The organism is Mucilaginibacter sp. FW306-07-L (assembly GCF_058782065.1).
Map to the genome: position 1 here is coordinate 1,402,728 of NZ_JBYSXI010000001.1, position 26,601 is coordinate 1,429,328.

19 protein-coding genes are annotated in these 26,601 nt (G+C 46.2%); 8 read left to right on the top strand and 11 right to left on the bottom strand.

The features are described from left to right. Positions 1-11: 11 nt before the first annotated feature. From AC3WJC_RS06360 to AC3WJC_RS06400, 9 genes are all read right to left on the bottom strand, one after another. Positions 12-821: a glycosyltransferase family 2 protein gene (locus tag AC3WJC_RS06360; RefSeq protein WP_492398234.1), complete on the bottom strand. Its 810-nt coding sequence runs from the start codon at positions 819-821 to the stop codon at positions 12-14. Positions 822-886: 65 nt separating this feature from the next. Next, positions 887-1,336: a DoxX family protein gene (locus tag AC3WJC_RS06365; RefSeq protein ID WP_492398235.1), complete on the bottom strand. Its 450-nt coding sequence runs from the start codon at positions 1,334-1,336 to the stop codon at positions 887-889. 12 nt (positions 1,337-1,348) lie between these two features. Continuing rightward, on the bottom strand, positions 1,349-1,618 hold the full coding sequence (locus tag AC3WJC_RS06370) for a UBP-type zinc finger domain-containing protein (protein ID WP_492398236.1): 270 nt from the start codon (positions 1,616-1,618) through the stop codon (positions 1,349-1,351). Positions 1,619-1,638: 20 nt separating this feature from the next. After that, entirely contained in the window at positions 1,639-3,297 is a 1,659-nt protein-coding gene (locus AC3WJC_RS06375; protein ID WP_492398237.1) for an FAD-dependent oxidoreductase, read from the bottom strand. 44 nt (positions 3,298-3,341) lie between these two features. Next, the gene (locus AC3WJC_RS06380; protein WP_492398238.1) at positions 3,342-4,739 is read right to left on the bottom strand and encodes an ATP-binding protein; all 1,398 of its coding nucleotides are present in this window, start codon (positions 4,737-4,739) and stop codon (positions 3,342-3,344) included. A gap of 166 nt (positions 4,740-4,905) precedes the next feature. Beyond that, positions 4,906-6,366 carry a PAS domain-containing sensor histidine kinase gene (locus tag AC3WJC_RS06385; RefSeq protein ID WP_492398239.1) on the bottom strand — a complete coding sequence of 487 codons (1,461 nt, stop codon included), beginning with the start codon at positions 6,364-6,366 and terminating at the stop codon, positions 4,906-4,908. A 223-nt stretch (positions 6,367-6,589) separates the two neighbouring features. Then, positions 6,590-7,828 (bottom strand): PepSY-associated TM helix domain-containing protein, encoded by a 1,239-nt coding sequence (locus AC3WJC_RS06390; RefSeq protein ID WP_492398240.1) that lies wholly within the window; start codon positions 7,826-7,828, stop codon positions 6,590-6,592. A 6-nt stretch (positions 7,829-7,834) separates the two neighbouring features. After that, a complete protein-coding gene (locus tag AC3WJC_RS06395; RefSeq protein WP_492398241.1) occupies positions 7,835-10,288 on the bottom strand; it encodes a TonB-dependent receptor domain-containing protein in 2,454 nt (817 codons plus the stop codon). Positions 10,289-10,401: 113 nt separating this feature from the next. Continuing rightward, positions 10,402-11,622 carry a dicarboxylate/amino acid:cation symporter gene (locus tag AC3WJC_RS06400; RefSeq protein WP_492398242.1) on the bottom strand — a complete coding sequence of 407 codons (1,221 nt, stop codon included), beginning with the start codon at positions 11,620-11,622 and terminating at the stop codon, positions 10,402-10,404. A gap of 127 nt (positions 11,623-11,749) precedes the next feature. Between AC3WJC_RS06400 and AC3WJC_RS06405 the strand changes: the two genes are divergently transcribed. Then, positions 11,750-13,411: a M1 family metallopeptidase gene (locus AC3WJC_RS06405; RefSeq protein ID WP_492398243.1), complete on the top strand. Its 1,662-nt coding sequence runs from the start codon at positions 11,750-11,752 to the stop codon at positions 13,409-13,411. A 70-nt stretch (positions 13,412-13,481) separates the two neighbouring features. On the opposite strand, the gene AC3WJC_RS06410 is transcribed toward AC3WJC_RS06405, so the two are convergent. Both AC3WJC_RS06410 and AC3WJC_RS06415 read right to left on the bottom strand, forming a co-directional pair. Then, on the bottom strand, positions 13,482-13,880 hold the full coding sequence (locus tag AC3WJC_RS06410; RefSeq protein WP_492398244.1) for a VOC family protein: 399 nt from the start codon (positions 13,878-13,880) through the stop codon (positions 13,482-13,484). A gap of 115 nt (positions 13,881-13,995) precedes the next feature. Then, positions 13,996-16,365 (bottom strand): beta-L-arabinofuranosidase domain-containing protein, encoded by a 2,370-nt coding sequence (locus AC3WJC_RS06415; protein ID WP_492398245.1) that lies wholly within the window; start codon positions 16,363-16,365, stop codon positions 13,996-13,998. Positions 16,366-16,597: 232 nt separating this feature from the next. Here AC3WJC_RS06415 and AC3WJC_RS06420 point away from each other — a divergent pair, with 232 nt between their 5' ends. The 7 genes from AC3WJC_RS06420 to AC3WJC_RS06450 all read left to right on the top strand — a co-directional run bounded on the left by AC3WJC_RS06420 (position 16,598) and on the right by AC3WJC_RS06450 (position 25,926). Then, on the top strand, positions 16,598-17,536 hold the full coding sequence (locus AC3WJC_RS06420; RefSeq protein WP_492398246.1) for a dihydrodipicolinate synthase family protein: 939 nt from the start codon (positions 16,598-16,600) through the stop codon (positions 17,534-17,536). A gap of 9 nt (positions 17,537-17,545) precedes the next feature. Then, the gene (locus AC3WJC_RS06425) at positions 17,546-19,129 is read left to right on the top strand and encodes an aldehyde dehydrogenase (NADP(+)) (protein ID WP_492398247.1); all 1,584 of its coding nucleotides are present in this window, start codon (positions 17,546-17,548) and stop codon (positions 19,127-19,129) included. 1 nt (position 19,130) lies between these two features. Next, positions 19,131-20,132, top strand: coding sequence for a 4-hydroxyproline epimerase (locus tag AC3WJC_RS06430; RefSeq protein ID WP_492398248.1), 1,002 nt, complete (start codon positions 19,131-19,133; stop codon positions 20,130-20,132). Positions 20,133-20,176: 44 nt separating this feature from the next. Beyond that, positions 20,177-21,421: an NAD(P)/FAD-dependent oxidoreductase gene (locus AC3WJC_RS06435; RefSeq protein ID WP_492398249.1), complete on the top strand. Its 1,245-nt coding sequence runs from the start codon at positions 20,177-20,179 to the stop codon at positions 21,419-21,421. Between the two features lie 117 nt (positions 21,422-21,538). Next, a complete protein-coding gene (locus AC3WJC_RS06440) occupies positions 21,539-22,438 on the top strand; it encodes an AraC family transcriptional regulator (protein WP_492398250.1) in 900 nt (299 codons plus the stop codon). Between the two features lie 107 nt (positions 22,439-22,545). After that, a complete protein-coding gene (locus tag AC3WJC_RS06445; protein ID WP_492398251.1) occupies positions 22,546-25,290 on the top strand; it encodes a DUF5695 domain-containing protein in 2,745 nt (914 codons plus the stop codon). A 135-nt stretch (positions 25,291-25,425) separates the two neighbouring features. Next, positions 25,426-25,926 carry a DUF6265 family protein gene (locus AC3WJC_RS06450; protein ID WP_492398252.1) on the top strand — a complete coding sequence of 167 codons (501 nt, stop codon included), beginning with the start codon at positions 25,426-25,428 and terminating at the stop codon, positions 25,924-25,926. Positions 25,927-26,601 lie beyond the last annotated feature (675 nt).

Consider the following 26,601-nt stretch of genomic DNA (forward strand, 5'->3'; position numbering starts at 1 on the left):
TTAAAGGCAGGCTATTTTAAATTTAATAACCGTTTAAGGCGTTTCCAGGTGCCTTTCCACAGCCCACCGTCAATTTGTATACGGCGGTCGGTTGTCCAAACAATGGCTTTGGAGTTTGATACGCGGTGCATTTTGCCAAAGCCCTTACCGGTTAGCTTTAAGGCCAGGTAACCATCCTCATTGGTGCCCGGCGGGTGGTTAAACCCATCAACCTGCAAGCCCTGCTCTTTACGAAAACCGGAGTTAAAACCGTAAACGTTTACCGCTTCGCTTTTAAATTTGCTGTTATAAAAACGGGTAAGTTCGGCAAATCCCTCGTAAAAATAATAGGTAAAGCGCCCCGTGCTGCCAATGGGGATAAACGAAAATATTCCGTAAGTAATAGCTATATTATTGCTGTTTACTAATGGTTTAATCATCTCCTCGATCCAGTCCTTGGGGTAAATGGTATCGGCATCAGCATTTAATATATACTTGCCGCGGGCTTGCGCCAGACCGCAGTTACGGGCAGGAGTAATGCCCTGGGTGGTTTCGAGTATATAGTTTACGCCGCAGTTTTTAATCAGTTGTTCGGTGGCATCCCTGGAGTTATTGTTCACCACCACAATTTCAACAGGCCATTGCGTTGCGTTGTTGCATAATGATGCAAGGGTTTGTACAATGTTCTCCTCCTCGTTGTAGGCGGGCATAACTACCGAGATCAGCGGTTCTGTATTTTTTGAAAGCTGCCGGTAAGCAGTACGTATGCGTTCAAAATTCTCGGCCGAATGATCTTTTATCAGGTATTGTTTGATGTATGCAGGTATATAAATGGGTCTCATTGGCCGGTAATAAAGCTGATTAATGATATATACCGCTTATACGTTGATTTTTTGAAATAGATACATCAGGCTACCGCGCTGTAGTAAACCCATACAATAAACAGCACCTGCAACGGCACCCTGAACCAAAGGTAACTTGTTCCGCTGCCATCATTAGTGCCCTTTTGATAATCGACATTATTAACGGCAGCATAAATGTTGGCGGGCAGCATCAGCACAAAAAATACAATTAGCGCGATGCCGGTACCTCTTGCAAGTGTTGGCAACAGCAAGCCCGCGGCACCTGCAATTTCCATAATGCCGGTAATGTATACCAACGGTTTTTTGTATGGTATAAAGCCGGGTACCATCATGGCCATGCCTTTGGTGTATATAAAATGGCCCAAAGCGGTAAACAAAAGCATTATGGCCATGGCAATTCGCCCGGCAAGTGCAAGCGCTTCAGGGTAATCGGTAAAAACCAGTAAACCGGCCGCAATGGCAAAGCTTATGAGTAAAACAATCAGGGGTTTCATTCACGTAGTAAATTAATACTCTGTAAAAACTTCATCCGGGTAGCACCATAACCAGCGTTCGCCCGGCTCGGCCGAGGCGATAACCGGGTGCTGCGAGCGGTGATAGTGCTTGGTCATGTGTTTGCTTGGCGATGCATCGCAGCATAAGGTAACGCCGCAGGTTTGGCAGGTACGCAGGTGAACCCACGTACCGTCATTCTTTATGCATTCCTCGCAAACGTAATTATCGCCAATAGTAATTTCAGTAATAGCGCTTATATGGTTGCAGGTTGGTTGTTCCATGTTTTAAAGGTGGTTTAATATTAAACTTCGGCCAGGTACTTATGTACAAAACTAATGGCCATTGATCCTTCGCCTACGGCGGATGCTACCCTGTTCATGGCTCCGGCACGTACATCGCCGGCGGCAAAAATACCCGGAGTGCTGGTTTCAAGCAGGTAGGGGTCGCGTTCCATCTTCCATATCTTGTTAAAGCCATCGTAACGGTTAAGTTCGCGCCCGGTTTCAACAAAGCCTTTATTGTCTTTTATAATATTGGTGCCCAGCCATTCGGTATAAGGTTTAGCGCCTATAAATATGTACAGCGCATCGGCATCAACAACCTCGCTTTTGCCGGTTTGCAGTTGGGTAATGGTAAGCTGTTGCAGTTTATCATCGCCTTTAGCCTCGGTTATTTCGCTGCAAGCCTTAACGCAGATGTTGTGCACCCCGTTGATCTGCTCTATCAGATAGGCCGACATGGTAGACGACAGATCTTCCCTGCGGATAATGATACAAACCTGTTTAGCGAATTTGGACAGGTACATGGCCGCCTGCCCGGCAGAGTTCCCGCCACCTACAATATAAACCTGCTTATCGCGGCAGGAGAGGGCTTCGGTATTGGCCGCGCCATAGTATATGCCCGCGCCGGTAAAGCTGTTTATGCCTTTGGTGTCCAGTTTGCGGTAATCAACGCCGGTAGTAATGATGATAGCCTTGGCGTTGATCTCTGTTTCATCATTTAATATAATGGCCTTATAACCATCCTTTATGCGGATCTCCTTTACGGTTTGCGGGGACAAGAATTCAGTGCCAAAACGGGTAGCCTGCGTAACGGCACGGCGGGTTAGATCAGCGCCGCTTAAACCACTCGGGAAACCCAGGTAATTCTCGATACGTGAACTGGTACCTGCCTGACCGCCGGGTGCGTGACGTTCAATAAGCAAGGTTTTCAGCCCCTCGGATGCGCCGTAAACCGAAGCCGCCAGCCCTGCCGGACCGGCACCAACAATGGCTACATCATATACATTATTGCTAACCCTTGGGTTAAGTCCAATTTTTGAGGCTACATCGATAATGCTTGGCTTTTTAATTACTTCGCCATCCTCAAATATCAGTACGGGGAAATCCTTGGGTTGCAGGTTATTTACATTACACAGGCGGGTACCTTCCTCATCGGCCATATCGATCCACTGGTAAGGTACCAGGTTGCCGGCCAAAAATTCCTTCACCTCGTGCGATTGGGGCGAGAACTGGTACCCCAATACCTTAATGCCTTTAAAGTCGGGGCGGTAGTTGCCTTGCCAATCGTCCAAAAGGTCGTCAATTATGGGGTATAGCTTTTCTTCGGGCGGGTCCCAGGGTTTGGTAAGGTAATAGTCCAGTTTAACATCATTGATCGCTTTTATGGCCGCGTCGGTATCTGAGTAGGCGGTAAGCAGCACACGCTTGGCCTCCGGAAAGAAAACCATGGCCTTGGTTAAAAACTCAACACCCTGCATTTCGGGCATGCGTTGGTCTGATATAAAAGCGGCAACAACCTCGCCTTTGTTTTTAAGCTCCAGCAGGCTGGTTAATGCTTCATTGGCTGATGAGGTGCTGAGTATACGGTAGTCCTGACGGTATTTAGCACGCAGATCGCGGTTAATGGCCCGCAGCACCTGCGGGTCGTCGTCAATTAAAAATAATATAGGCTGATTCATTTATTGTAAGTGGTGGTAGATTGGTGATTGTGATTGTTGTTTTTTTATTGATTTAAAGGCAGACAAACTTCAAACTCCGTTTCGCCGGGTTTTGATTTTACTTTAACTGTACCGTTATGCTGCTGGATAATACGGTTAACCACATCCAGCCCCATGCCAGTACCCTTGCCCATGGCCTTGGTGGTAAAAAATGGGTCGAAAATGCGGCTGCGTATTTCCTCTGGTATACCGAGTCCGTTATCCGTAATCTTGATTTGTACAAAGTTGCCGTCCTGCCGGGTGCTTATCTTCAGCGTATCGCCGTTGTTGCCTTCCATGGCATCCAGTGCATTATCGATCAGGTTGGTCCATACCTGGTTCAGGTCGCCGGGGCGCGCGTTTACTTTAGGCAGGTTTTCGGCAAAACTCTTTTCCAGGTGTATGTTATTTTTTTTGATCTTGTAGATCATCATTTTTAACGTGCTGATAATGCCTTCCTTAATATCCACCGGCTGCTTGTCAGCATCCATATCCATGTGGGTAAAGTTTTTAACCGAGGTTACCAGTTCGCTGATACGGCGCGATGCCTCTTCAATATCGGTCACCAGCTTATCAGTCATTAAGGTATTGTTGATCCATACCAGCACAGGTGATACGCAATCAACCGCCACCTTGTCCCTTAACCTGTCCAGGTCATTCACCTCAAAGCCAACATCAGTAAGTGTTTCGGCCATTTCATAACTTTTGATCTCGTGATCTTCCAGCCAGTCCATGATCTCATCTTCCTTGGCTGATTTTTCGAGCATGCTGTGTACCGGTTTATCCGGCCTGTTGATGATCTCCTGTATAAAAGTATTGATGGGGTCAACCTCGCTCATTTTCAGGTTTATAGCGGCTATCTGCTTAAATATATGCGGGTGTTGTTTCAACTGATCTTTTAACGCCGATGTATTGCGTACAATGGCCGCCGCGGGGTTATTAAGCTCATGAGCCAGGCCTGCCGATAGTTTACCCAGCGCCATCATTTTTTCATTTTGCTGTTGCAGGGCCGTAAAATCACGCACGCGGTTGGTCATGATGTGTACAAGCGCTTCGGTAAGTTCATAATGCAGCTTAATGGCTTCCTGCATTTTTTCAGCCGGGCACAAAAGGGCCGTCATTTTACGTACGCATTCGCCGTAACCAATTACTTTTTTGCCACGGGAGTAGGGTAGGTAGCCGGTGATGGCGCCTTCGGCAAGCTGGGCAACCTCGCGTATGCTGTTGCCTTGTACCATACATATCCTAAAACTGCCCTCTAAAATTATCATCGTAAAATCTAAGGGCGAACCGGCCTCAAATAAACGCTGGCCAGGTTCAAACTCTTCAACATGGCTCTGATCAATAAGCCATTGCAGTTGCTCGTCCGGAATGTTTTGCAGGTTTTCGTTATGTTTAAGCTGATCGACAGTTACAGTATGCATAGATGATGTTTTACGTTAGTAAAAATAGTTCAGATTTTTGTAAATCACACTATACAATACACTCCAAAAATGCCTGCTTATTGCCAAAGGCCAACAATGCGGTTATGCACCGTTCAGTTAAGATAGAATATCGAGAATTTACCTGATGACTGCCGTCAATTTAAATCTATGCGATACGGGGCAGGCTGAAAGAGAAGGTTGCTCCTTCATACTCCTCGCTATCCACCCATATTTTGCCGTTATGCAGATGGATGATCTCGCCTGCCAGGTACAGGCCAATGCCAAACCCCGCAACCGTTTTCATGATCTCGTTATCGGCGCGGTAAAAGCGGTCAAACAGTTTAGCCTGATCCTGTTTCTTGATGCCGATACCATTATCGGTAACGGAAACGATTACGTCAGTTTCGTTACAGGTGCAGGCAACGTAGATCTGTGTTTCGCGTGGGGAGTATTTGGTAGCGTTGCTTAAAAAATTATCCAGCACCTGCGCTATTTTGTTACGGTCGGCATTTACCCGGCAGGCATCGTTATGGTTTAACTCAATAAAGTGATTGGTATTGATAAACCTTGCCTCGGCTACGGCCTCGGTAACCAGTTCGCTCATGTCAAAAACTTCGGGAGACAGGGTGATCTTGCCCGATTCCAGCTTGGAGAGGTCAAGAAAACCACGGATCATCTTGGTCATCTTTACAATCTGCAGGTCGGCTTTGGCCAGGGCTCCCGCTATAAACGGTTCGCCAAGCTTTTGCGCTTTCCCCATTGATATCTGGATATATGATTTAATAGAGGTTAGCGGTGTTTTAAGCTCATGGCTAACCATCGCTATAAAATCATTTTTACGCAGATCTTCCTGCTTGCGCTGCGTAATATCAATCATGATGCCCGAGTAGTTTGCCGGTTTGCCGTGCGCATCATAGTACAACCTGCCGGTTGAGCGCACCCAAAACTGTTTGCCTGTTTTAGGGTCGGTAATGGGGTATTCCATATCGCAGCCGCCGCCTTGTTCAAAAGCCCTGGTTATAGCTTCGAGCACCTGGGGGCGTTGCTGCTCGCCAATACGTGTAAGGGCTTCTTCAAAGTGCAGTTCTTCATTAGCTTTCAGTCCGAAAAATTCTTTGGTGCGTGCTGATGGGTAGATCCGCATATCGGCAGCATTGATACTCCAGGTACACAACCCTGCCGACTCAATGGCTAACTGTAACCGCTGCTGCGCATCGGCTAACTGGTAGCGGGCCTCAACCTGCTCGGTAATATCATAAGCGGTATGCAATATGCCCCAAACCAAACCGTCTTTACCGGTTAGCGGCTTAAAGCATACGTGGTAATAAGAGGTATAAGTTTTACCGCCAATTACGCGGTCAACCCTTTCCTCTTTAAGTTCTATAAGTTGATTGTTTTGGTAAGCATTGAATAGTGATGTACACATGCTATGGCAGGCAAGCTCGGGTACTGCAAGGCAAAAGGGGCTGCCCAGTACGCCGTCATCCTTCATCCATACCTGCTGCATGGCTTTATTGGCCAGCGTTATCTGCATATCGGCACCGGTATGCAAGGCGGTTGGCGTAGGTGTTTCGTCAACAACCGCGCGCAGCATCTCAAAATCGATGGAATATGACAAAGTATTCATAAACAGATTAATATACCATGCAAAATTAACTATTACGTATAAAGTACATTTTTAGTTAACCGGATTTTTAATAATAACAACCCAATTATTTACGGCACGAAAGGAAAAACACAGGTATCTGAAATGATTATAACGGTAGTTTAAAATTACTAAATAATATTCAAAAACAAATCAGGCAGATTTTAAGAAAAATCTGCCTGATTGAAAATAATGAAGGATTGCATTATGATACTGGGTCAGCGCGATGTATAACCACCGCACTAAGGGCAGGCAACTGCCTTTTTATCCCCGGCTTTTTGCCTTTTTTACGGCGTTTATTCAACCATATTAAAAAGCCTGTTATGGGTAATGAGGCACATATAAAACTGGCTAAAAAAGCCAGCAGTTGCGTACCCAGCCCATAAATGCGCCCGGTATGGATATCCTTGTTGGAGTTACGCCACTTTAAGCCCAACGGCTTTTGGCTGTGCAGCAATTGGTCAAACTGCTTACCGTTGCGCATATCAAAATAAAAATAGCTCATGTTGCGCCAGCCATCAGTCCGGTTTTTATGATAAACATAGGCCATCAGAGTAGCCTCGTCTTTCTCGGGCAGGTTAAGGCCGATGGTGAGGTAGTTGTTATTGAGCTCACGTTGTATTTGCGCCAAAATATTATCAAGCGTGCGGCTTTCTTTAACAGCAGGGGTTATGTTTGGTTTAACATCAGGCGCTTTGCGCACCAGCTCAATTTTACCCGGCGAGCCTAAAATGCGGTAAATACCATCTTCCCACCACTTGAACGACCATACCAGGCCCGTGATAGCAATGATCATGGCAATGGGCAGTACGTAAAAGCCGAAGCTGTTATGCAGATCATAATTAACACGCTTCCACCTGGCGTTCCATTTTACAGTCAGGTGCTTTTTTAGCTGTTTTAGGTTTTTGGGCAGCCAAAGCATAAACCCGGTTATCATCATCAGCAAAAACAACAAAATGCACGAGCCAATGATAACACTGCCTACCGGTTTTACCAGCAGCAACTGTCGGTGCAACTGCTCGGTAACGTTAAAAAACTCATATCTAACATCTACAACGCCAAGTACTTTGCCGGTGTAGGGGTTAATGTAAACATCATCCTTATACTTAAACTGGCTGAAATAACTCCACCACTTTATCTTATCTTTCTTGTTAATCTTGGTTGCCGAAAAAATATAGCTGTGGTCGGCCTCATTGATGCGGATATCCGTGACGGGCTTTTTTTTGCCAAGCTTTTTCTGCGCTATTACCAATAACTCAGAAACCGGCCTTGCGGGGCCGGTTTGTTTCACCTCAACCAGATCGCGGTGAAAAGTATCAAAAAGCTCATCCTCAAACACCAGGATGCACCCGGTTACTGATACCAGTACTACTATGATACCGGTAACCAGGCCTACCCATAAATGCAGCCATGCGGCTACGGCTTTAACTCGCTTCCAAATCATAAGCTATTAAAAATCGTAGGTTAAAGTTAACAGATAATTGGCAGGTGCACCCGGAAACAGCCTGATATAATCATAACCGCCTACCCAGTATTTTTTGCCGGTAATGTTGTTGGCGTTAAACTGCAATTGTACTTTGTTTACACGATAGTAAGCCGCCGCGTTTACCAGCAGGTATTCCGGGATGGTTTTGGTTAAATCTATGGATAGGTTACGCTCACCCACATAGTTTGACCCAACGCCTAAACCAAAGCCGCTTAGCGGGCCTCGTACAAAGTTATATCTCGTCCAGATGTTCGCGCTATTTTTTGGGGCATTTGGTTTTTGCAGGCCAAGTTCTGCGGGCACAAGGCTTTCCACAATTTTGGCATCGTTATAAGCATAAGATGCTAGAATGCTCCAGTTAGGCAGGATGCGACCGGTGATGTCAAACTCCACACCGCGTGCACGTTCTTTACCTACTTGCCTTAATTGATCGCCGTTACCTGTAGGGTATAGTGTGTTATTTTGTTCAATCTGGTAAACGGCTGTTGTAATGCTTAAACGGTCGTCAAACCAACTGCTTTTGGCGCCAAACTCGATCATGTTACTGGTCAAAGGCTTAAAAGGTCCGCCCGCGTTAGGGTTAGCCAGGTTAGCCGCGGTTTGCGGGTTGTAGCCCATTACATAGGTACCGTACACATTTATATTTTTGGTAGCTGTGTACACCAGGCCAAAGCGTGGCAACCAGGCACTTGAGTGTGTTTTAACTTCGGTATTGGTTAGATAATTATTGAAGTCCGTATAATACTCATAACGAATACCGGCTAATAATTGCAAACGGCCAAGCTTGATCTGATCCTGCACATAACCCGCATTCAGGTAGTAATAAGTGGGATTTAATACATTCTGAGAAAATAAAGCTTTGCTATCATCCTGCATACGTTGTGACGCGATTGGATTGCTTAGGTCAAATGAAGGAATATTAGGTATGGGATTACCGTTTTTATCACGGATGAATTTTTTACTCAAGCTATCGGCGGCTCTGTAATTACTAAAGCCAACGGCTGTTGTATCACGATACCCGGATGCGGTTAATTGCGATGCGCCGACAGGCATTTTTTCACTGCCATAATCGTAACCTGCAACAACTTTATGTTCAAAAGGACCGGTTTTAACATTGTAGTTAAAATAGCCACTCAGGTTATCAATATAGCGTTTGCGCTTGCGCTGAAAAACCTGCATAGCAACTAAGTTAGGGATGGCATTGCCACTTCTGTCCATTGCGTAAGCATTGGCGCTTCTATGCTCATACAAATCTTCCTGGTAGCCGGTTTTTGAGTAGGCGGCGTTAAAGCTCAGCTTATCATTAAATTTATGGTTAAGTGATAGGGTTACAATGTACGTTTGCTCATTTAAAAAGTCGTTAGCGGTACTCAATGCTAATGATTGCGGAGTAGAGTAAAGGTCATTACCAATAACGGATTGACCCCTGTCCAGCCTCGAGCGTGAGCTGTTGTACACCATATCAAAGTTGATGCTGGTTTTTTCGGACGCTATAAAGGTAAGCGATGGCGCAACTACCACGTTTTTATCAAATTGCAGGTCGCGGAACGAGCCTGCATCTTCATAACCCAGGTTAAGGCGGTAAAGCAGGGAGCTATCTTTATTGGCAGGGCCGGTAAAATCAGCCAAACCACGCAAAGTATTAAAGCTGCCTAATGACATGCTTAACTGGCGGCGGGTTTCATTCAGCGGTTTTTTGGTTACCCGGTTAACCACACCACCCGGGCTGGCGTTGCCGTAAAGGGCTGATGACGGGCCTTTCAGCACCTCAACACGCTCCAGGTAATTGGTAAGCGGTTGTTTCCAAAAGCCGGTGCTGGTGCGCAGGCCGTTTACCAATTGGGTATTGCTTTGGCCGTTCACACGGAAACCACGGATGGTCAGGTCATCATAAAAAGTGAACTGGTTTACACCGCTGAAGTTTTTAACGATATCGCCGGTACGAACAACACCCTGATCGGCCATTAACTCCTTACTGGCGTAGGATACCGATTGCGGCAGATCCTTAATATCCGTTTCGGTTTTGTTGCCAATAAAGGTTGATTTGGTTTTGTACGTTTTCTCTTTACGGCCGGTAATCTCCACTTGTTGTAACGATGAGTTATCGGTGGATAAGGAGATGTTTTGCTTAACATCGTTACCCGCTGTTACATTGATTTTATGGGAGGAAGATGTGTAGCCGATAAAGCTGACATGCAGGGTATACGTTCCGGGTTCGAGTTTGATGGTGTAACGGCCCTTAGTGTCTGTAGCAGCACTTAGCGATGTACCTTCAATGGCTACGGTAGTGCCGGGCAGAGGATCGCCTTTTTCGTCTAAAACTACACCGCTTACGCTTTGTTGGGTTTGCGCTTGTGTGATAATTGTGCAAAAGGATAAGCTTATCAGCAAAAAAATGGATAATAAACGTTTCGTCATGTTTATGGTGCGAATTGTGATGGTAATTAATATCGTCACAAATGTATGTTCTTATTTAGATTAAATCCAAATAAATGTACAAAAAGATGTTGAAACGTTTAAAACAAAGCGAATTATGCGGATTTTTCCATCCAGTTTTTGCCGTCAGTAAAGCGGGCTACCAGCATTGCGGCAACCGTATCGCCGGTTGAATTAAGCAGGGTAGCCAATGGGTCAACCAAAGTACCGATGATAATGGCAGGGGGGAGCGCTTCCGGCGGAAAGCCGTAAGCAGATATAAATAACAGTTCGCCAACATAACCGCCATTGGGGATTCCGCCCTCAACAATGCTTACCAAAACAGTTATGGCCAATGCGCTGATAATGGTTTCCGGACTATCAAACCCTTTACCAAACAGGGCAAATACCACCGCCATTTTAATAATGGATGATATGCTGGAGCCATCCTTATGAAGCGTAGCGCCAAGCGGTATGGTAATGTTAGCGATATAATCGGCAACGCCGATTTTCTTGGCAGCTTCCAGGTTAGCAGGTATGGTAGCAATGCTGCTACAGGTACTTACCGCTGTTGCCGAGGGTATGATATTGTTTTTCCAGTAGCGTTTAAAACCTTTGATGCCGCCTGCAATAAACGCGTAAGCGCTAAAACCAAACACAAAGTAAAATGCGCCCACGCTGTAATACAAACCGAGCGATTTAGCATAGGCCCCAAAAAGCTGCGGCCCGAAATAGCCTACCTGGTAGGCAAAGTAAGCGCCAAGCCCAACAGGTGCCATCTTCATCAGGATGATGAAAAGTTGTTTGAATACCTCGTTGCCCGCGTTTAAAAACCGGGCGAAACGTACACCATCCTCGCCGGAGCGCAGTACGGCAAAACCGATCAGCACCGAAAAAAGTATCATGGCCAGCATACTGGAGCGGGTGAATAGCTGGTAAAAATCGGCGGTGGTAAAAAGTTGTACCATTTGCTCGCCAAAAGGCTTTTTGCTGATCTGCTCGGTAAGCGGTGGCGCGGTTAGCTGCTCATGCACCGGGAACAGGCGCACCGCGATAATGGTTAAGGTTGCTGATACCAGTATCGTCCCTAAAAATACCAGCGAGGTTACACTCAATAATTTACCGATACGGTTTGTGCCGTTAAGGTTAGCAATGGCCGACGATATGGCGAAGAACACCAGCGGTACTACGGCAATAAACAACAGGTTCAAAAAAATGTCACCAATAGGTTTCAGCACAACTACCTGTTTGCCCATCACCAAACCTGCAATGGCACCGGCCGTTACGCCGCTGATAAGCCATAATATTCCGCTGTAGTTTTTTAGCCAGTTACTCATTTACCGTTTTAAAAGATGCTGAAAGCTAAGATATGTAAAAAAGGGGCTAATAACCGGTTGGCAAGCCATGGCTTTGTAAACTATTTTTGCTGATTGCCGGGCTTATGCCCGTATATTTATTTTGATTATGATACACACCAGATTACGCCTTACTGCTTTAGCACTGCTTGCCGCTGCCGGTTGCTTTGCCCAAACAGCCCCCAAAGTTTATACCCGTGCCGATACCCTGCGCGGTACCATAACACCCGAACGTGTTTGGTGGAATGTATTGAAGTACGATATCACCGTAAAGCCTGATTATAAGACCAAAACCACCGCCGGATCTAACGTGATTACTTATAAAGTGCTTACTGCAAAGCACTCGCCCATAATGCAGGTTGATTTGCAGGAGCCATTAAACATTGACAGCATCCTGCTGGATGGCAAGCAAAAACTAAAATACACCCGTGAAGGCAACGCCTGGCATGTAACTGTTGGTGAACAAGCCTCAAAATCGGAGCATAAACTGGCCGTTTACTTTTCAGGCACGCCCAAAGAGGGCGTGAGGCCGCCTTGGGTAGGCGGGTGGACGTTCGCCAAAGATTCACTTAACCGCCCCTGGATGACCGTTACCTGCCAGGGCCTCGGCGCTTCGGTGTGGTACCCGTGTAAAGATCATCAGTCGGACGAACCGGATAATGGGGCTTCGCTTACCATGATCGTGCCCGATACCTTGGTGGCTGTGGCTAATGGCCGGCTGCAATCGCACAAAAAAAATAATGATGGTACCGCCACCTACAAATGGGCGGTAAATAACCCCATCAACAATTATGATATTATACCTTACATCGGCAAGTATGTAAACTTTAGCGAGGTGTACAACGGCGAAAGGGGCAAGCTCGACCTGAATTACTGGGTGCTTGACTATAATCTGCCGAAGGCTAAAACTTATATGCCGTTTGAGGTGAAGCACATGCTTAAAGCGTTTGAGCATTGGTTTGGTCCGTACCCTTTTTATGAGGATGGTTACAAGCTGATTGACGCGCCGCATACCGGTATGGAGCACCAGAGCGCCGTAGCTTACGGCAACTGGTACAAACCGGGCTACCGCCTGCGCGATGCTTCGGGTACGGGGTTGGGCCTGAAGTGGGATTTCATCATTGTGCACGAGAGCGGGCACGAGTGGTTCGGCAACAATATTACCAGTAATGACCTGGCTGATATGTGGATACACGAGAGCTTCACCAATTACTCTGAAACCCTGTATGTTGATTACCGCTTTGGTGTTGATGCCGGTAACGATTATAACTACGGCATCCGCAAGGGCATCCAGAATAAGGAGCCTATTATTCCGCCTTACAACGTAAACGCGCAGGGCAGCGGCGATATGTACCCCAAAGGTGGTAACATGCTGCAAACCATCAGGCATAGTATTAATGATGATGTGCTGTTCCGCAATATAATGCGTGGGTTAAACAAACAGTTTTACCACCAAACCGTAACCGCCGCGCAGATACAGAACTACATATCGGCCCAGGCTAAGTTTGATTACAAAAATGTGTTTCAGCAATACCTGACTACCACGCAGATACCCAACCTGGAATTACAGTACAGCGCTGATGGTAAAACGCTTAAATACCGTTACACCAACTGCATCCCCGGCTTTAACCTGCCACTGGTATTGAAAGACAAAACCAAACAGGTAAAGCTTACCCCAACAACCGAATGGAAAACCATCGCGGTAGGGACGAATAAAGAACTATTTAAGCCGGAAGCTATAATCAAGATGTACTATATCACGGTATCTTAATATATATTTCAGCTTGTAAAAAAATGGCCGCTTTGTTATTTCAAGGCGCCATTTTTTTTAGTTATAGATATTATAAATATTTCTCCGGTACTGAATGCAATGCCACTCTGTTGCCCTCGGTATCTAAAAACACGGCCATATAGCCATATTCCGGTGATATTTCTGTTTTAGGTACGATGATGGTGCCACCGGCGGCCTCAATACGGTCGGCCACAATTTGAACATCGGGGTTGGCATTGAGGTAGATCATGGTGCCGCTGTTGGCCGATGGCTGATGAAAGTCGGACACCTGGCAAAGCGCGCCGCCAACGCCGTTCATCGGGTCCTCAAGCGGAAATAGGCACATCGTGGTGCCCTCAAATTCAATCCTGTCCATCTTAATATCAAATATTCTTTCGTAAAAGGTTTGCGCGCGGTCAATCTCCGCGGCCGGTATCTCAAACCAGCTAATGGCGTTTTTGAAGATCATAATGTAGTGTTTTTGGTATAATTAAAGTTAACGCACAAATAGTTATAATCAAACCCCATTACAACAAAAAAGCCCTGCTAATGGCAGGGCTCGGGTTTGAATAAAGTAGGTTGAGTTACTCGCGTACCATGCGGCTGCCATAAACCGGACCCGCGCTGTTTTGCGGTTTAGCTTGTAGCTTAACGGTGATCTTGCTTTTGCCTTTGGTCAGCTCAATAGGAATGTTGTATTCAATTTCATAAAAACGGCTTTCCTTGTATTTGTTCAAATCTTCGGTAGTTACCTTAATGCCATCAACCAATACATCAAACACACGGCCACGGTTATCCATACCCCAATAGATATTGATCAATGTGTTTTGCTTGTTAGGATCAGTTTTCATGGCATACTGTAAAAAGCCACCATTATTCGCCACGCGGAATTTCTTTTGATGATCCTCACCGGTTTCGCCATGCTCATCGGTCAGGTTATGATCGCGTTCCGGCTGCATCTCACCCAGGCGGATCAGGTCGGTGGTGCGGGCTTCCAGTTCCTGTTGTTTTTTACGCAGCTCATCGTAAGCCTTTTGCTGCACAGCCCATGTTTCAGGCGTAAAAACATCCCAGTAAACCGAATAATATTGATTATTTACCTGGTTAAAAGGTACCAGCGTAACATCTGCCGGTTGGGCAATGCTTGCCGTACGGAAGCTCAGTTGATCTTTGTCAACCATTTGCAGCCACTTGTTAGGGTCAGTTTCGCTGGTAACAAATACAGGCGTACCCTTCATCGGGTCGGGCTCGGTATTACCTAATACGCCGGCTAATAATACCGGGCCGTAAAATACCGCCTGGCGCTTATCATTATCAGGCATAGCCTCTGTATAAATATGCTCGGGCATAGTAAAGGTTATCTTATCATTATTCTTCCAGCTACGGTTAATCACCAGGTAGCCGTCAGCATCGGCGGTAGCTTGTTGCGGTTTGCCGTTAACCTTTAGGGAGTAGCCGGTGGTCCAGCTTGGTTTACGTATGCGGAGCGCGAATTTAGCAGCTTTGGCTGTTGCGATACTTAGGGTAGTTTCATCACCGGCAGGCAGGTTGCTTTGCTGTGTAATGGTAACGCCTTTTTCCCTCCAGGTTAATGCCGATGGAATGAACAGGTTTACATACAAGCTGCCATCAGCACCCTGAAAATAAATACTCTCGTTATACTTAACATGGTTCTCCATGCCCGAACCCACACAGCAGGTAAACGTGGTAAACGGCGTACTGAACTCCTTGCGGCCACCCATACGCAGGGGCACAAAGTAACACATCATACCGTCATCATGGTTTTGCGAGGCGAGGATGTGGTTGTACAGCGCTTTCTCGTAGTAATCCATCAAATAGGCCGATGGTGCCTGAGCGAACAGGTGCCGCGTTAGCTTCAGCATATTATAGGTATTACAGGTTTCGGTGGTGCTTTCGGTAAGGGTATTGTTCAGCTTACGGGCAGGGCCTAAATATTCGTAATTACTATTGCCGCCGGTAGCGTAGGAGTGGTCGGTAACTACCGTTTTCCAAAAGAATTTGGCAATGCGGTCGTCCTTTTCATCCAGGTTTAACTGATAGCGGCGGGCACTGGCAATTATTTTAGGGATCTGCGTATTGGAGTGCTTGCCCGGCAGAATATCCTTTTGCTCAGCCAACGGGTCAAGTATCACCTTATCATAAAACTTGTACGACAGGTCGAGGTACTTTTTCTTCCCGGTGATGGCATACAGGTTAACCAGCGTTTCGGCCATGCCGCCATATTCACAAAAAAGCATTTTTTGCAGTTGCTCGTCGTTCATGCCGTTAACGGTATTACCGGTCCAGTCGGCAAGGCCTTCGGCAATTTTAAGCGCCTGTTTGTTATTGGTATATAAATACGCGTCAAGCAAGCCGGCAAATACCTTGTGCACCGTGTACCATGGCGACCAGCCGCCGTTCAGGTCAAACCCATGCGAACGTATATCTCCTTTAGCCACCTCAGCCCAAATGGTATCCTCTTTAGGTATGGCGCCAATGTAGCCTGTTTTGCGGGCAACCTGGCATTTGCCCAATTGGGTAACTATATAGTTTGATCGTTTTAAAAATTCTGGGTCGCCGGTTGAAGCATAGTGCAGCGCAATGGCCGACAGGTAGTGCCCCAAACTATGCCCAGCCAGGCCTGATGATTCCCAACCCTCATACTTAGCACCTTTGGCTTTTAAGCCCGAGTGTACACGAAAGTCTGACAGCAGCCTGTCCGGTTCAACAGATAGCAGATAAGCCACATCCTTGTCCATAGCGGTTTTAAAGGGGCTTTGCAGCAGCTTTACCTGCGTAAGGTTAAAGGCATAAGCTTTAAGCGGTGCTTTGGGTTTAATAGCCATTTGCTTGTCGTTAAGCTCGGGCAGGTAAGATTGCGCTACGGCTGCCTGGCCTATTAACAAGCCCGCGGCGAGGGCGGCAAATAATTTACTCCTTTTTTTGAGATACATATATAAAGGTATAATTAACAACGCGGTGCGTTAAGTGAAAGGCACTAAGTTACAATGCCTGCCATATTACTTTATATGTGTTTATTGGCATATACTGTGCGTATTTTGACCTGTTTATAAATCATTATAATCCACACCAGGTTTTTGGGTAAAATGTAGTAAGTATAGGCTAATTTGTTATGAAGCCCACATTGGATTTAAATATAGTTTTGTAAAAAATATTAATTACGAAATGATAAAATTTAGCTGGAAAGGTGTTTTCCCGGCAGTAACAACCAAATTTACTGCAGATGATCAACTGGATTTTGATGCTTTTGATGTAAACATAGAAGCTCAGCTTGAAGCCGGTGCAGAGGGTATAATTTTAGGTGGCTCGTTAGGCGAGGCAAGCGTGTTAACGGAAGACGAAAAATTCAGCTTGCTTACCCATACCTTAGCGTATGTTAAAGGTTCGGTGCCTGTTATACTTAACATTGCCGAGCAATCAACACGCGCGGCGGTTAAGTTTGCGCAAAAGGCCTATGAACTTGGTGCCGATGGTTTGATGGTGTTGCCGCCAATGCGTTATAACGCTGATGAGGACGAAACCTTCGCTTACATTTCAGCTATTGCCGAGAGTACGCCGCTGCCGATCATGATCTATAACAACCCAGTTGATTATAAAATTGAAGTTACTTTAGATATGTTTGAGCGCCTGTCGGTTTACCCGACTATTCAGGCCGTTAAAGAATCAACCCGTAACGTGATGAACGTTACCCGCATGATCAATCGCTTTGGCGACCGCTTTAAGATCATGACCGGTGTTGACCCGATCGCTACCGAGAGTATTATTATGGGTGCGCATGGCTGGGTTGCCGGTTTGGTTGATGCCTTCCCGAAAGAAACTGTTGCTATTTTCCGTTTGATAAAAGCAGGCCGCATTGATGAGGCCATCGCTATACACCGCTGGTTTTTGCCGGTGCTGGAACTGGATATCCATGCCAAACTGGTACAGTATATTAAACTGGCCGAAGTAGCTACCGGTATTGGTACCGAGCAAACCCGTGCGCCACGTTTACCATTAAAAGGAGCCGAGCGTGAAAGAGTATTAGCAGTGATTGACGCGGCTTTGGCTAACCGCCCTGAATTACCTGAAGGAAGCTGGGGTAAATTAGCCGAGGTAAGTTTATAAATTTGGCGAATGATCAAAGGACAAAATATTGTAGGCTGTAAGCACATATCATTAACTGGCGATAGCTTTAAAGCTGTCGATCCATCAACGGGCAAACACCTCGAGGGCGACTTCGAGGTAGCCAATGAGCAATTGGTTGAGCAGGCTATGCAGGCTGCGCAACAGGCTTACAGTAGCTATAAAAATATATCGAATACTAAAAAGGCCACGTTTTTACGCACCATAGCCGAGGAGATATCCGCTTTGGGTGATACCCTGGTTAGCCGGGCTGCGGCCGAAAGCGGTTTGCCAACTGCCCGGCTATTGGGCGAAATGGGCCGTACAACCGGTCAGCTACGTATGTTTGCTGATCTGGTAGAGAACGGCTCGTGGGTTGAGGCGGTTATTGATACCGCCATGCCTGAACGTACGCCATTACCCAAGCCCGACATTCGCAGGATGTACAAGGCTATTGGCCCGGTAGTAGTATTCGGCGCGAGTAATTTCCCGCTGGCATTTTCTGTTGCCGGTGGTGATACGGCTTCGGCCTTAGCTTCAGGATGCCCAATTGTTGTAAAGGCACATCCTGCGCATCCCGGTACCAGCGCGCTGGTTGGCGAAGCCATCAGCAAAGCGGCTGTAAATGCCGGTATGCCCGAAGGCGTTTTCTCGCTATTGCATGATTCAGGTTATGCGGTAGGTACCGCCCTGGTAAAACACCCGCTTACTAAGGCCGTAGCGTTTACCGGATCCTACAAAGGTGGTATGGCGCTGGTTGATATGGCCCGCGACCGTAAGGAACCTATCCCGGTGTTTGCCGAAATGGGCAGCATCAACCCGGTAATATTATTGCCGGAAACCCTAAAGAAACAACCCGAAGCACTGGCCGCTAAATATGCCGCATCTATTACTATGGGTGCCGGGCAATTTTGTACCAATCCGGGTTTGATACTGGCTGTTAAGTCTGATGCCTTAAACGTATTCATCGACAGCCTGAAAAAAGCGATTGAAGTGGTGCCATCAGCAACTATGCTTACACCGGGCATCTGGCAAAACTATCAAAACCTGTCGCAAGGTGTGGTAGGTGAGGCTGGTCTTGATATCATTGCCCGTTCAGGTAACGTTAACCAGGAGCTTTGCAACCAGTCGGTAGCCACGGTGGCCACCGTTAAGGCAAGCGATTTTATTGAAAATCATAAGCTGAAGGAGGAAATATTCGGCCCTTGGTCGCTACTCGTAATAGCTGATGATGTACAGCAACTTGAAGCCGTAGTAAATACCCTTGAAGGCCAGCTTACCACAACCGTTATGGCGGAGCGTGAGGAGCTTGCCGCTTATAGTAGTTTGCTGGATAAACTGGCAGATATATCGGGCCGGGTTATTTTAAACGGAGTACCAACAGGTGTTGAGGTTTGCGCAGCTATGCAGCATGGCGGGCCTTTCCCGGCAGCAAGCGACAGCAGGTTTACCTCTGTCGGTACAGGTGCTATCTATCGTTTTGTGCGCCCTGTGGCATGGCAGGATTGGGAAGACAGCCTTTTACCGGCCGAATTGCAGGATAGCAATCCGCTTGGAATTTGGAGGCAGGTGAATAACGAATGGACGAAAGCATAACATGAGCAGCAAAACCTTTTTTTGTATTGACGCGCATACCTGCGGCAACCCGGTAAGGCTGGTTGCAGGCGGCGGCCCCCAGCTCAAGGGCGATAATATGAGCGAAAAACGCCAGCACTTTTTAAAAGAATTTGACTGGATCCGTACCGGCCTGATGTTCGAGCCCCGCGGGCACGATATGATGTCGGGCAGTATACTATATCCACCTCATGATCCGGAGAATGATGTGGCCGTGTTGTTTATTGAAACAAGTGGCTGCCTGCCCATGTGCGGGCATGGTACCATCGGTACGATTACTATCGCGATAGAGGAAGGATTGATCCAGCCTAAAACGCCGGGTGTGGTGCGTATGGAAGCGCCTGCCGGTTTAGTGATTATTTCTTACAAGCAAGTCGGTCAAAAAGTTACCTCGGTAAAGCTGGTCAACGTTCCATCGTACCTGGCAGCCGAAAACCTGGAAGTAGAATGCCCTGATCTGGGTAAGCTAACTTTTGATGTGGCTTATGGCGGTAATTATTACGCTATTATCGATCCGCAGGAGAATTTTGCAGGTTTGGAAAATTATACCGCCGGGCAGCTAATTAGCTGGAGCCGTACTATTCGCACGCGTATTAACGAAAAGTACACCTTTGTTCATCCGCAAAACCCAACTATAAACACCTGTACGCATGTGTTATGGGCTGGCGCTACCTTGTCTGATGACGCTACAGCCCGCAACGCCGTTTTTTATGGCGATAAAGCGATTGACCGTTCGCCTTGCGGTACCGGTACATCTGCACGCATGGCACAATGGCACGCTAAAGGCAAACTCAAAAAAGGTGATCAGTTTATCCACGAGAGTATCATCGGCAGCAAGTTTACCGGTACGGTTGAGGATGAGGTAAAGATAGGTGATATTGATGCCATTGTACCCGGTATAGAAGGTTGGGCTAAGGTGTATGGTTACAACACCATCAAAATTGATGATGAAGACCCATACGCACACGGTTTCCAGGTTATTTAATTACAACATAACATAAGGCCGCTGCAATGCGGCCTTTTATCAATATGTCAAAAATAGTTATTATCGGCGGTGGTATTATGGGTTTGTGCTCTGCCTATTATTTGCAGCAGGCAGGCCATGACGTTACTATCCTTGAAAAAGGCGATCTGAGCGATAACTGCTCATTCGGCAACGCGGGGATGATCGTGCCGAGCCACTTTATACCGCTCGCCGCGCCGGGCATGGTGCAGCAAGGCATCCGCTGGATGTTTAACAGCAAGAGCCCTTTTTATGTAAAGCCATCGTTAAGCAGCGACCTGATCTCCTGGGGTGTAAAGTTTCTCAAACACGCCAATACAGCACACGTCGAGCGTTCGGCAAAGCCATTGCTGGAGATATCGTTGCTCAGCAAAAAGCTTTACAGCGAGCTGAACAGTCAGCCCGATTTTGATTTTGGCCTGGTTGAAAAAGGCATCCTGATGTTTTACAAAACCGAAAAGGCGGGCGAGGAAGAAGCTCATTTAGCCGGAAAAGCCCGTGAATTAGGCCTGGATATGGCGGTTTTAAATGCAGATGAATGCAAGGCTTTACAACCAGACCTGGCGCTTGACGTATTGGGCGCGGTGCACTATCGTTGCGATGCGCACCTGTATCCTAACCAGTTAATAGCCAAATTATTAAAGCACTTACAGGCAAACGGCGTAAAAATAGAGCGCAATGCCGAAGTTACCCGTATCGAAACCTCGGCAGGCAAAATAGCAAAGGTGTTTACCGGCAATAAGGCCTGGGATGCCGATCAGTACATTATAGCGGGTGGCTCATGGTCGCCGGCTATCGCTAAAATGATCGATATTAATGTGCCGTTGATGCCGGGTAAGGGCTACTCCTTTATGGTGCCTGAGCCTGAACAGCGTATGCAGATACCGGCTTTGCTTTGCGAGGCCCGGGTAGCTATAACCCCCATGAATGGTGCCCTGCGCTACGGCGGTACCATGGAGTTGGGTAAGTTAAATGATAAGATCAATATGAACAGGGTGAAGGGTATTGTTGAATCGGTACCCAAATATTTACCTGACTTGCATCCGCAGGAACCCGCGCAGAAGGATATCTGGTTTGGTTTCCGCCCCTCATCACCGGATGGTTTGCCTTACATTGGCCGCAGTAAAAAATACAGTAACCTGGTGGTAGCCACCGGCCATGGTATGATGGGTTTGAGCCTGGGCCCCGCAACCGGTTTGCTGGTTAAGCAGGTGGTTGATGGCAGCCCGACAGAAATAGACGTCAACGCTTTTTCTCCTAACCGCTTTTAGCGGCATCACTAAAGTCCGTAATTCGTTTTAGCCATATTTTAACACGATTACGGGCTTTATTTGTTTTTTGAGGATAATATCGTAAATTGGGGTTTGATTTAACCCTGATTTAATACGATGAAAGTATTGCAATTTACCATCCCCGTAGCGCACGATAAAAGTGTGATCACCGATCAGGTGGAGTTGCCTTACCACTACCCGCACCTGCACCGCCATACCGAGGCACAGCTTACCTGGGTACAAAAGGGCGAGGGTACGCTTATAGCCGGAAATAACATGCATGCTTATACCGCCGGCGAGATCTACTACATCGGCCCTAATCTGCCGCATCTGTTTAAAAGTAACCCTGAGTATTTTAAATCTGAACATCATCGCCCGGTAAAGGCGCTTACCATTTTTTTTAATCCGGATGGCATGCTTTCATCCATGTTTGATTTGCCAGAATTGCGGCCGTTCAAACAGTTCTTGAATCAGCATAGCCTGGGCTTTAAAGTTCCGGCGATAAATAGCGAACCCATTGCCAACATGATGATGCAGGTGCGGGATGCATCAGGCAGTAAAAAACTGGTTAATTTTCTGGAATTAATGCAAGGCCTTATAGCTGTTGAGGGCAAGCCCGAAGCATTGTCAACCCACGGCAGCCTGCCATCAATGGCCGAGAGCGAAGGCATCCGCATTGGCAATATCTACAATTATATCATGCAGAATTATAACAGCGCCATCACGCTGGATGATGTTGCCCGTGCCGCCTGCATGACCTCCGAATCCTTTTGCCGTTACTTTAAAAAACATACCGGGCATACCTTTGTGTCCTTTTTAAACGAGGTTCGCGTAAATGAGGCTTGTAAACGGCTTACATCAAATAAGTTTGAGAATGTATCTGGAATAGCCTTTAAGTGCGGCTTTAAAAGTATTACCAATTTTAACCGCGTATTTAAAGCGGTTACAGGCAATTCTCCGCGCGAATACCTCGACAATTATTTAAGTAATATTAATAACCTGTCTCAAACCGCATAAACCGTAGGCTTAGGTTAAAAACAGACTACTATTTGGCAAATTATAGCCGAATAGCTTTTGCATATAACTGTATTTTTATAACCTGATTAAAACAGGTTGACTAAAGTATGGTAAACATTTCCCTTTCCCCTAAAAATAATATTAACAACCGGCGCGCGGCTATATTTACAGGTTTGCTGATGTTCGGTAGCCTGCTGGCCAACGCGCAAAACCCTTGGGAAGCGCTTTCAAAGCGACCTTCTACGCTTGGTATAGAAGCAGGGATTGATAACTATAATACTTCGGCGTTTAATTTAAAATTGATAAGGGCTTCGCAAACAATAACCGGGCTTGAACCCAAATCAGCCACAGGTTTTGATTACATCCCTGCTGACAGGTTAAAACAACGCAGCGGCGATGGTTTGTATCAGTTGGGTGATATCAACATCAGGTTAAAAACTGAAGGCGATACCTCGTGGACCAGCTTTTCTACCGCCACTAAACGCGCGGCTGTTAAACCGCTCGCTGTAAATGACAGCATTTTGGCTGCCGCCGACCTGGCCGCTACTTTGCCTGCCAATATCCCGCTAAAAGTTGAGCGTTTGTGGAAACAGCGGAACGGGCAACTGATATTGGAGTTTGATATTACCAACACCAGCAACAAGGCGGTAGAAATAGGCTCGCTGGGTATGCCGATGATCTTCAACAATATCTTGCAGGATAAATCTCTTGAAAAAGCCCATGCCGAATGTGTTTTCTACGATCCGTACATAGGTAATGGTGCAGGTTATTTACAGGTTACCCGCCTGAGCGGGCAAGGGCCTGCTTTGTTAGTGGTGCCTGATGGCAATACGCCTTTTGAAGCGTACAACCCACTGCTGGATGACCCAACCCCGCGCGGCATCGACTTTGAAGGCTTTTATGAGTGGATGGTGCACAGCAAAGCCTACGCCGATAAGGAATGGAAAAAAGCACAGCCCTGGAACGAGCCAACCACGTTTACCCTTAAACCCGGCGAAACACGCCGTTACGCGGTTAAATTTATTTTGGCTGACGCGATCAGGAATATCGAGAAAACCCTAATTGCCAATAATCGCCCGGTGGCTATGGGCGTACCGGGTTACATCATCCCGCAGGATGTTGATGGCAAATTGTTTTTAAATTATAATAAGCAGGTTACAGACATTAAGGTACAACCTGAAGGCGCGCTTACATTTACCAAAGCTGATGGTGCCCCCGCGGGCTGGTCGGTTTACCAGGTTAAAGGCAACACATGGGGTAGGGCAAGACTAACGGTAACTTATGCCGACGGCCTGAAGCAAACCATCAGCTACAAGGTTATTAAACCCGAAGAACAGGTAGTAAAGGACTTTGGCAACTTTTTAACCACCAAACAATGGTATCATAATGATAAGGACTTGTTTGGTCGCAGCAACTCGGTAATTACCTACGATTACGAGAAAAAAGCCAAGGTATTACAGGATAGCCGTGCCTGGATAGTGGGCCTGAGCGATGAGGGTGGCGCGGGTAGCTGGCTGGGTGCCATGATGAAGGAAGTGATACAGCCCGACAAAGCGGAGGTGCAAAAACTGCAATTGTTTGTTAACCATACTATTTGGGGCGGCTTGCAGCACAGCGAGGGTAAAGAAAAATACGGGGTTAAAAAAAGCCTTTATTATTACGACCCGAAAGGTAAACCAGCCGGTACTTATAGTGACAGCATTAACTACAAAACCTGGGCCGCCTGGGATAAAAAGGGTGCGGATGATATAGGCCGTTCATACAACTATCCGCATGTTGCCGCGGCGCATTGGGCGTTGTATCGCTTGGCCCGTAACCATAAAGGGTTGGTGAGCGAATATAACTGGCAATGGTATTTAACCAATGCTTACGGTACCAGCATGGCCATGATAACTTTAGCACCATACTACGCGCAGTTCGGGCAAATGGAAGGTACTATATTTTACCTTATTTTGCAGGATTTAAAAGCCGAAGGCTGGGGTGAGATGGCAGGCAAGTTAGAAGCCGCTATGCGTAAACGTGCCGATCACTGGCGTACATTGCAATACCCTTTTGGCAGCGAAATGCCCTGGGATTCAACAGGGCAGGAGGAGGTTTATGTGTGGTCAAAATACTTTGGGTATGATGATAAGGCGCTGGTAACCCTGAATGCCATATTGGGTTACATGCCAACCGTTCCGCACTGGGGTTATAATGGTTCTGCCCGCCGTTACTGGGACTTTTTGTACGGTGGTAAGTTATCACGTGTGGAACGCCAATTGCACCACTATGGATCGGGCTTGAATGCTATACCGGTGCTTGCAGGCTACCGTAGCCAGCCCGATGACTTGTACCTGCTCAGGGTTGGTTACGGCGGTACCTTGGGTGCCATATCAAACATTACCGAGGATGGTTTTGGCCCGGCAGCGTTCCACTCGTTCCCATCAACGTTAAGGATAGATTATCTGTCAGGCGATTACGGCCCTAACTTTTTTGGTTATGCTGTAAACACGGCTACCTATATTGCTAATGATGCTACTTTCGGCTGGCTGGCCTTTGGCGGCAATGTTACCGCCAAGGGTGATGTGGTTAGTGTGGCTGTTACAACGGCGGCAAAATCAAGGGTATTTATAGCGCCTTTAAAGCTTTGGCTTACGCTGGATGCCGGTAAGTTTAAAACCATAGCATACAACAAAACCACCGGCGCGGTTAGCTTTACGCTTGATAAAGCGGATGCTTATACCCCGGCCGCCTACCTGCATATTGAAAGCGATAATAATAAATTTTATTTATCACAACCCAAAGCACGCGGTGCGTATGTACTTAAACTGAACAGCAAATCTGCAACTGAGTTTATGCTCCTGAGTAAATAAATAGTATCAAACCATATTATTCAATGCCGGGCATATCATTATGTCCGGCATTTTTTGTTGATGGCTGTGGTGAATAATATTTTGAGTGTATGCTGGTAATTATTAATTTACAGGCAAAACCAAGTACATCAAACTATGAAACGCCTGCACATTTACCTTGCCTTAATTTTGTTTTTTAGCACCTCGGCCGCATTTGCACAAGGCACAAAGGGTACAGTAGCTGATGTTGCTTTTATACAAGGTAACTGGAAAGCCACCACAGCAGACGGGCGTACCATTGAAGGCTCATGGCTGCTGCCGCGGGGCGAAAACATGTTAGGCTTTATGCGGATGATGAAAGGCGACAAGCCCGACCTGTACGAGATACTGGCCTACGAGCAAACCGACAAAGGGCTAACCTCTATGGTAAAACACTTTCAGCCAGGCTTAATTGGCAACGAAGAAAAGGATAAGCAGGACAGGTATATTTTCGTAGAGGCATCAAAAAATCGTGCTATATTTGAAAAAGAAGGAGAGGCAACCCTGCGCATACTTTACGAAAAGCGCTCAACCAACCAATTTGTAATTGCCCGTGGCAGCCAGAAAGATGGCCAATGGGTTTTTGAGGATTTATTTGTGTTTAACAGGGTGAAGTAAGTATAATGCATGGATTTACACCATGCCGGTTACAACGCAAAAATCAAGGTTGCGATCATAACTTTTATCCAATAATCAGATTATCATAAACAAGTCGAGCGTTTATTTACAATTAATTGCTACTTGTAAAATTACATAGATCGTACTATGCTAATGGGCTTAACGCGTCGTTATTTTTCATCGCTCATTATTTCTGAGAAATACTCAAAAGCTTTTACACCATATAAGGACTAAGAATAAAGCTTTATTAATCGTTTAATTTACAATTATTAAGCGTCCGTAAATTATTTGAAATTTTTCTTCAATTCATTTTACACGTTTTAGCAACAAATAAACTGTATTATAATCGATTGCATAAAAATATTTTCAATAAAAAAATTTATTATTGTTTTTTATACAATTAAAAATATTCGTTTATATTTGGCTCACAATCAATTGTAAAACCAACTTTAAAACAAAATTTCATGGATAAGATCTGTACTTCTTCGTAAGTGCTATCTGCATTATCAGTTTATTGATCTGCTAAACTTTAAGCGGTATTTGATAAACGATAGATGTAGCCGGTGGTGCCTGTTAATTTCGGCAAGTGTTTCCGGTTTTTATGTAACTGATTATACCAATTATAATTCGGAATAGGATATCTATTGCCTATTAATTAAGCACGATCGGCAAAAA

Coding starts and splice junctions, on each gene's coding strand:
- AC3WJC_RS06360 (WP_492398234.1), bottom strand. CDS start 821: ATGAGACCCATTTATATACCTGCATACATCAAACAATACCTGATAAAA.
- AC3WJC_RS06365 (WP_492398235.1), bottom strand. CDS start 1,336: ATGAAACCCCTGATTGTTTTACTCATAAGCTTTGCCATTGCGGCCGGT.
- AC3WJC_RS06370 (WP_492398236.1), bottom strand. CDS start 1,618: ATGGAACAACCAACCTGCAACCATATAAGCGCTATTACTGAAATTACT.
- AC3WJC_RS06375 (WP_492398237.1), bottom strand. CDS start 3,297: ATGAATCAGCCTATATTATTTTTAATTGACGACGACCCGCAGGTGCTG.
- AC3WJC_RS06380 (WP_492398238.1), bottom strand. CDS start 4,739: ATGCATACTGTAACTGTCGATCAGCTTAAACATAACGAAAACCTGCAA.
- AC3WJC_RS06385 (WP_492398239.1), bottom strand. CDS start 6,366: ATGAATACTTTGTCATATTCCATCGATTTTGAGATGCTGCGCGCGGTT.
- AC3WJC_RS06390 (WP_492398240.1), bottom strand. CDS start 7,828: ATGATTTGGAAGCGAGTTAAAGCCGTAGCCGCATGGCTGCATTTATGG.
- AC3WJC_RS06395 (WP_492398241.1), bottom strand. CDS start 10,288: ATGACGAAACGTTTATTATCCATTTTTTTGCTGATAAGCTTATCCTTT.
- AC3WJC_RS06400 (WP_492398242.1), bottom strand. CDS start 11,622: ATGAGTAACTGGCTAAAAAACTACAGCGGAATATTATGGCTTATCAGC.
- AC3WJC_RS06405 (WP_492398243.1), top strand. CDS start 11,750: ATGATACACACCAGATTACGCCTTACTGCTTTAGCACTGCTTGCCGCT.
- AC3WJC_RS06410 (WP_492398244.1), bottom strand. CDS start 13,880: ATGATCTTCAAAAACGCCATTAGCTGGTTTGAGATACCGGCCGCGGAG.
- AC3WJC_RS06415 (WP_492398245.1), bottom strand. CDS start 16,365: ATGTATCTCAAAAAAAGGAGTAAATTATTTGCCGCCCTCGCCGCGGGC.
- AC3WJC_RS06420 (WP_492398246.1), top strand. CDS start 16,598: ATGATAAAATTTAGCTGGAAAGGTGTTTTCCCGGCAGTAACAACCAAA.
- AC3WJC_RS06425 (WP_492398247.1), top strand. CDS start 17,546: ATGATCAAAGGACAAAATATTGTAGGCTGTAAGCACATATCATTAACT.
- AC3WJC_RS06430 (WP_492398248.1), top strand. CDS start 19,131: ATGAGCAGCAAAACCTTTTTTTGTATTGACGCGCATACCTGCGGCAAC.
- AC3WJC_RS06435 (WP_492398249.1), top strand. CDS start 20,177: ATGTCAAAAATAGTTATTATCGGCGGTGGTATTATGGGTTTGTGCTCT.
- AC3WJC_RS06440 (WP_492398250.1), top strand. CDS start 21,539: ATGAAAGTATTGCAATTTACCATCCCCGTAGCGCACGATAAAAGTGTG.
- AC3WJC_RS06445 (WP_492398251.1), top strand. CDS start 22,546: ATGGTAAACATTTCCCTTTCCCCTAAAAATAATATTAACAACCGGCGC.
- AC3WJC_RS06450 (WP_492398252.1), top strand. CDS start 25,426: ATGAAACGCCTGCACATTTACCTTGCCTTAATTTTGTTTTTTAGCACC.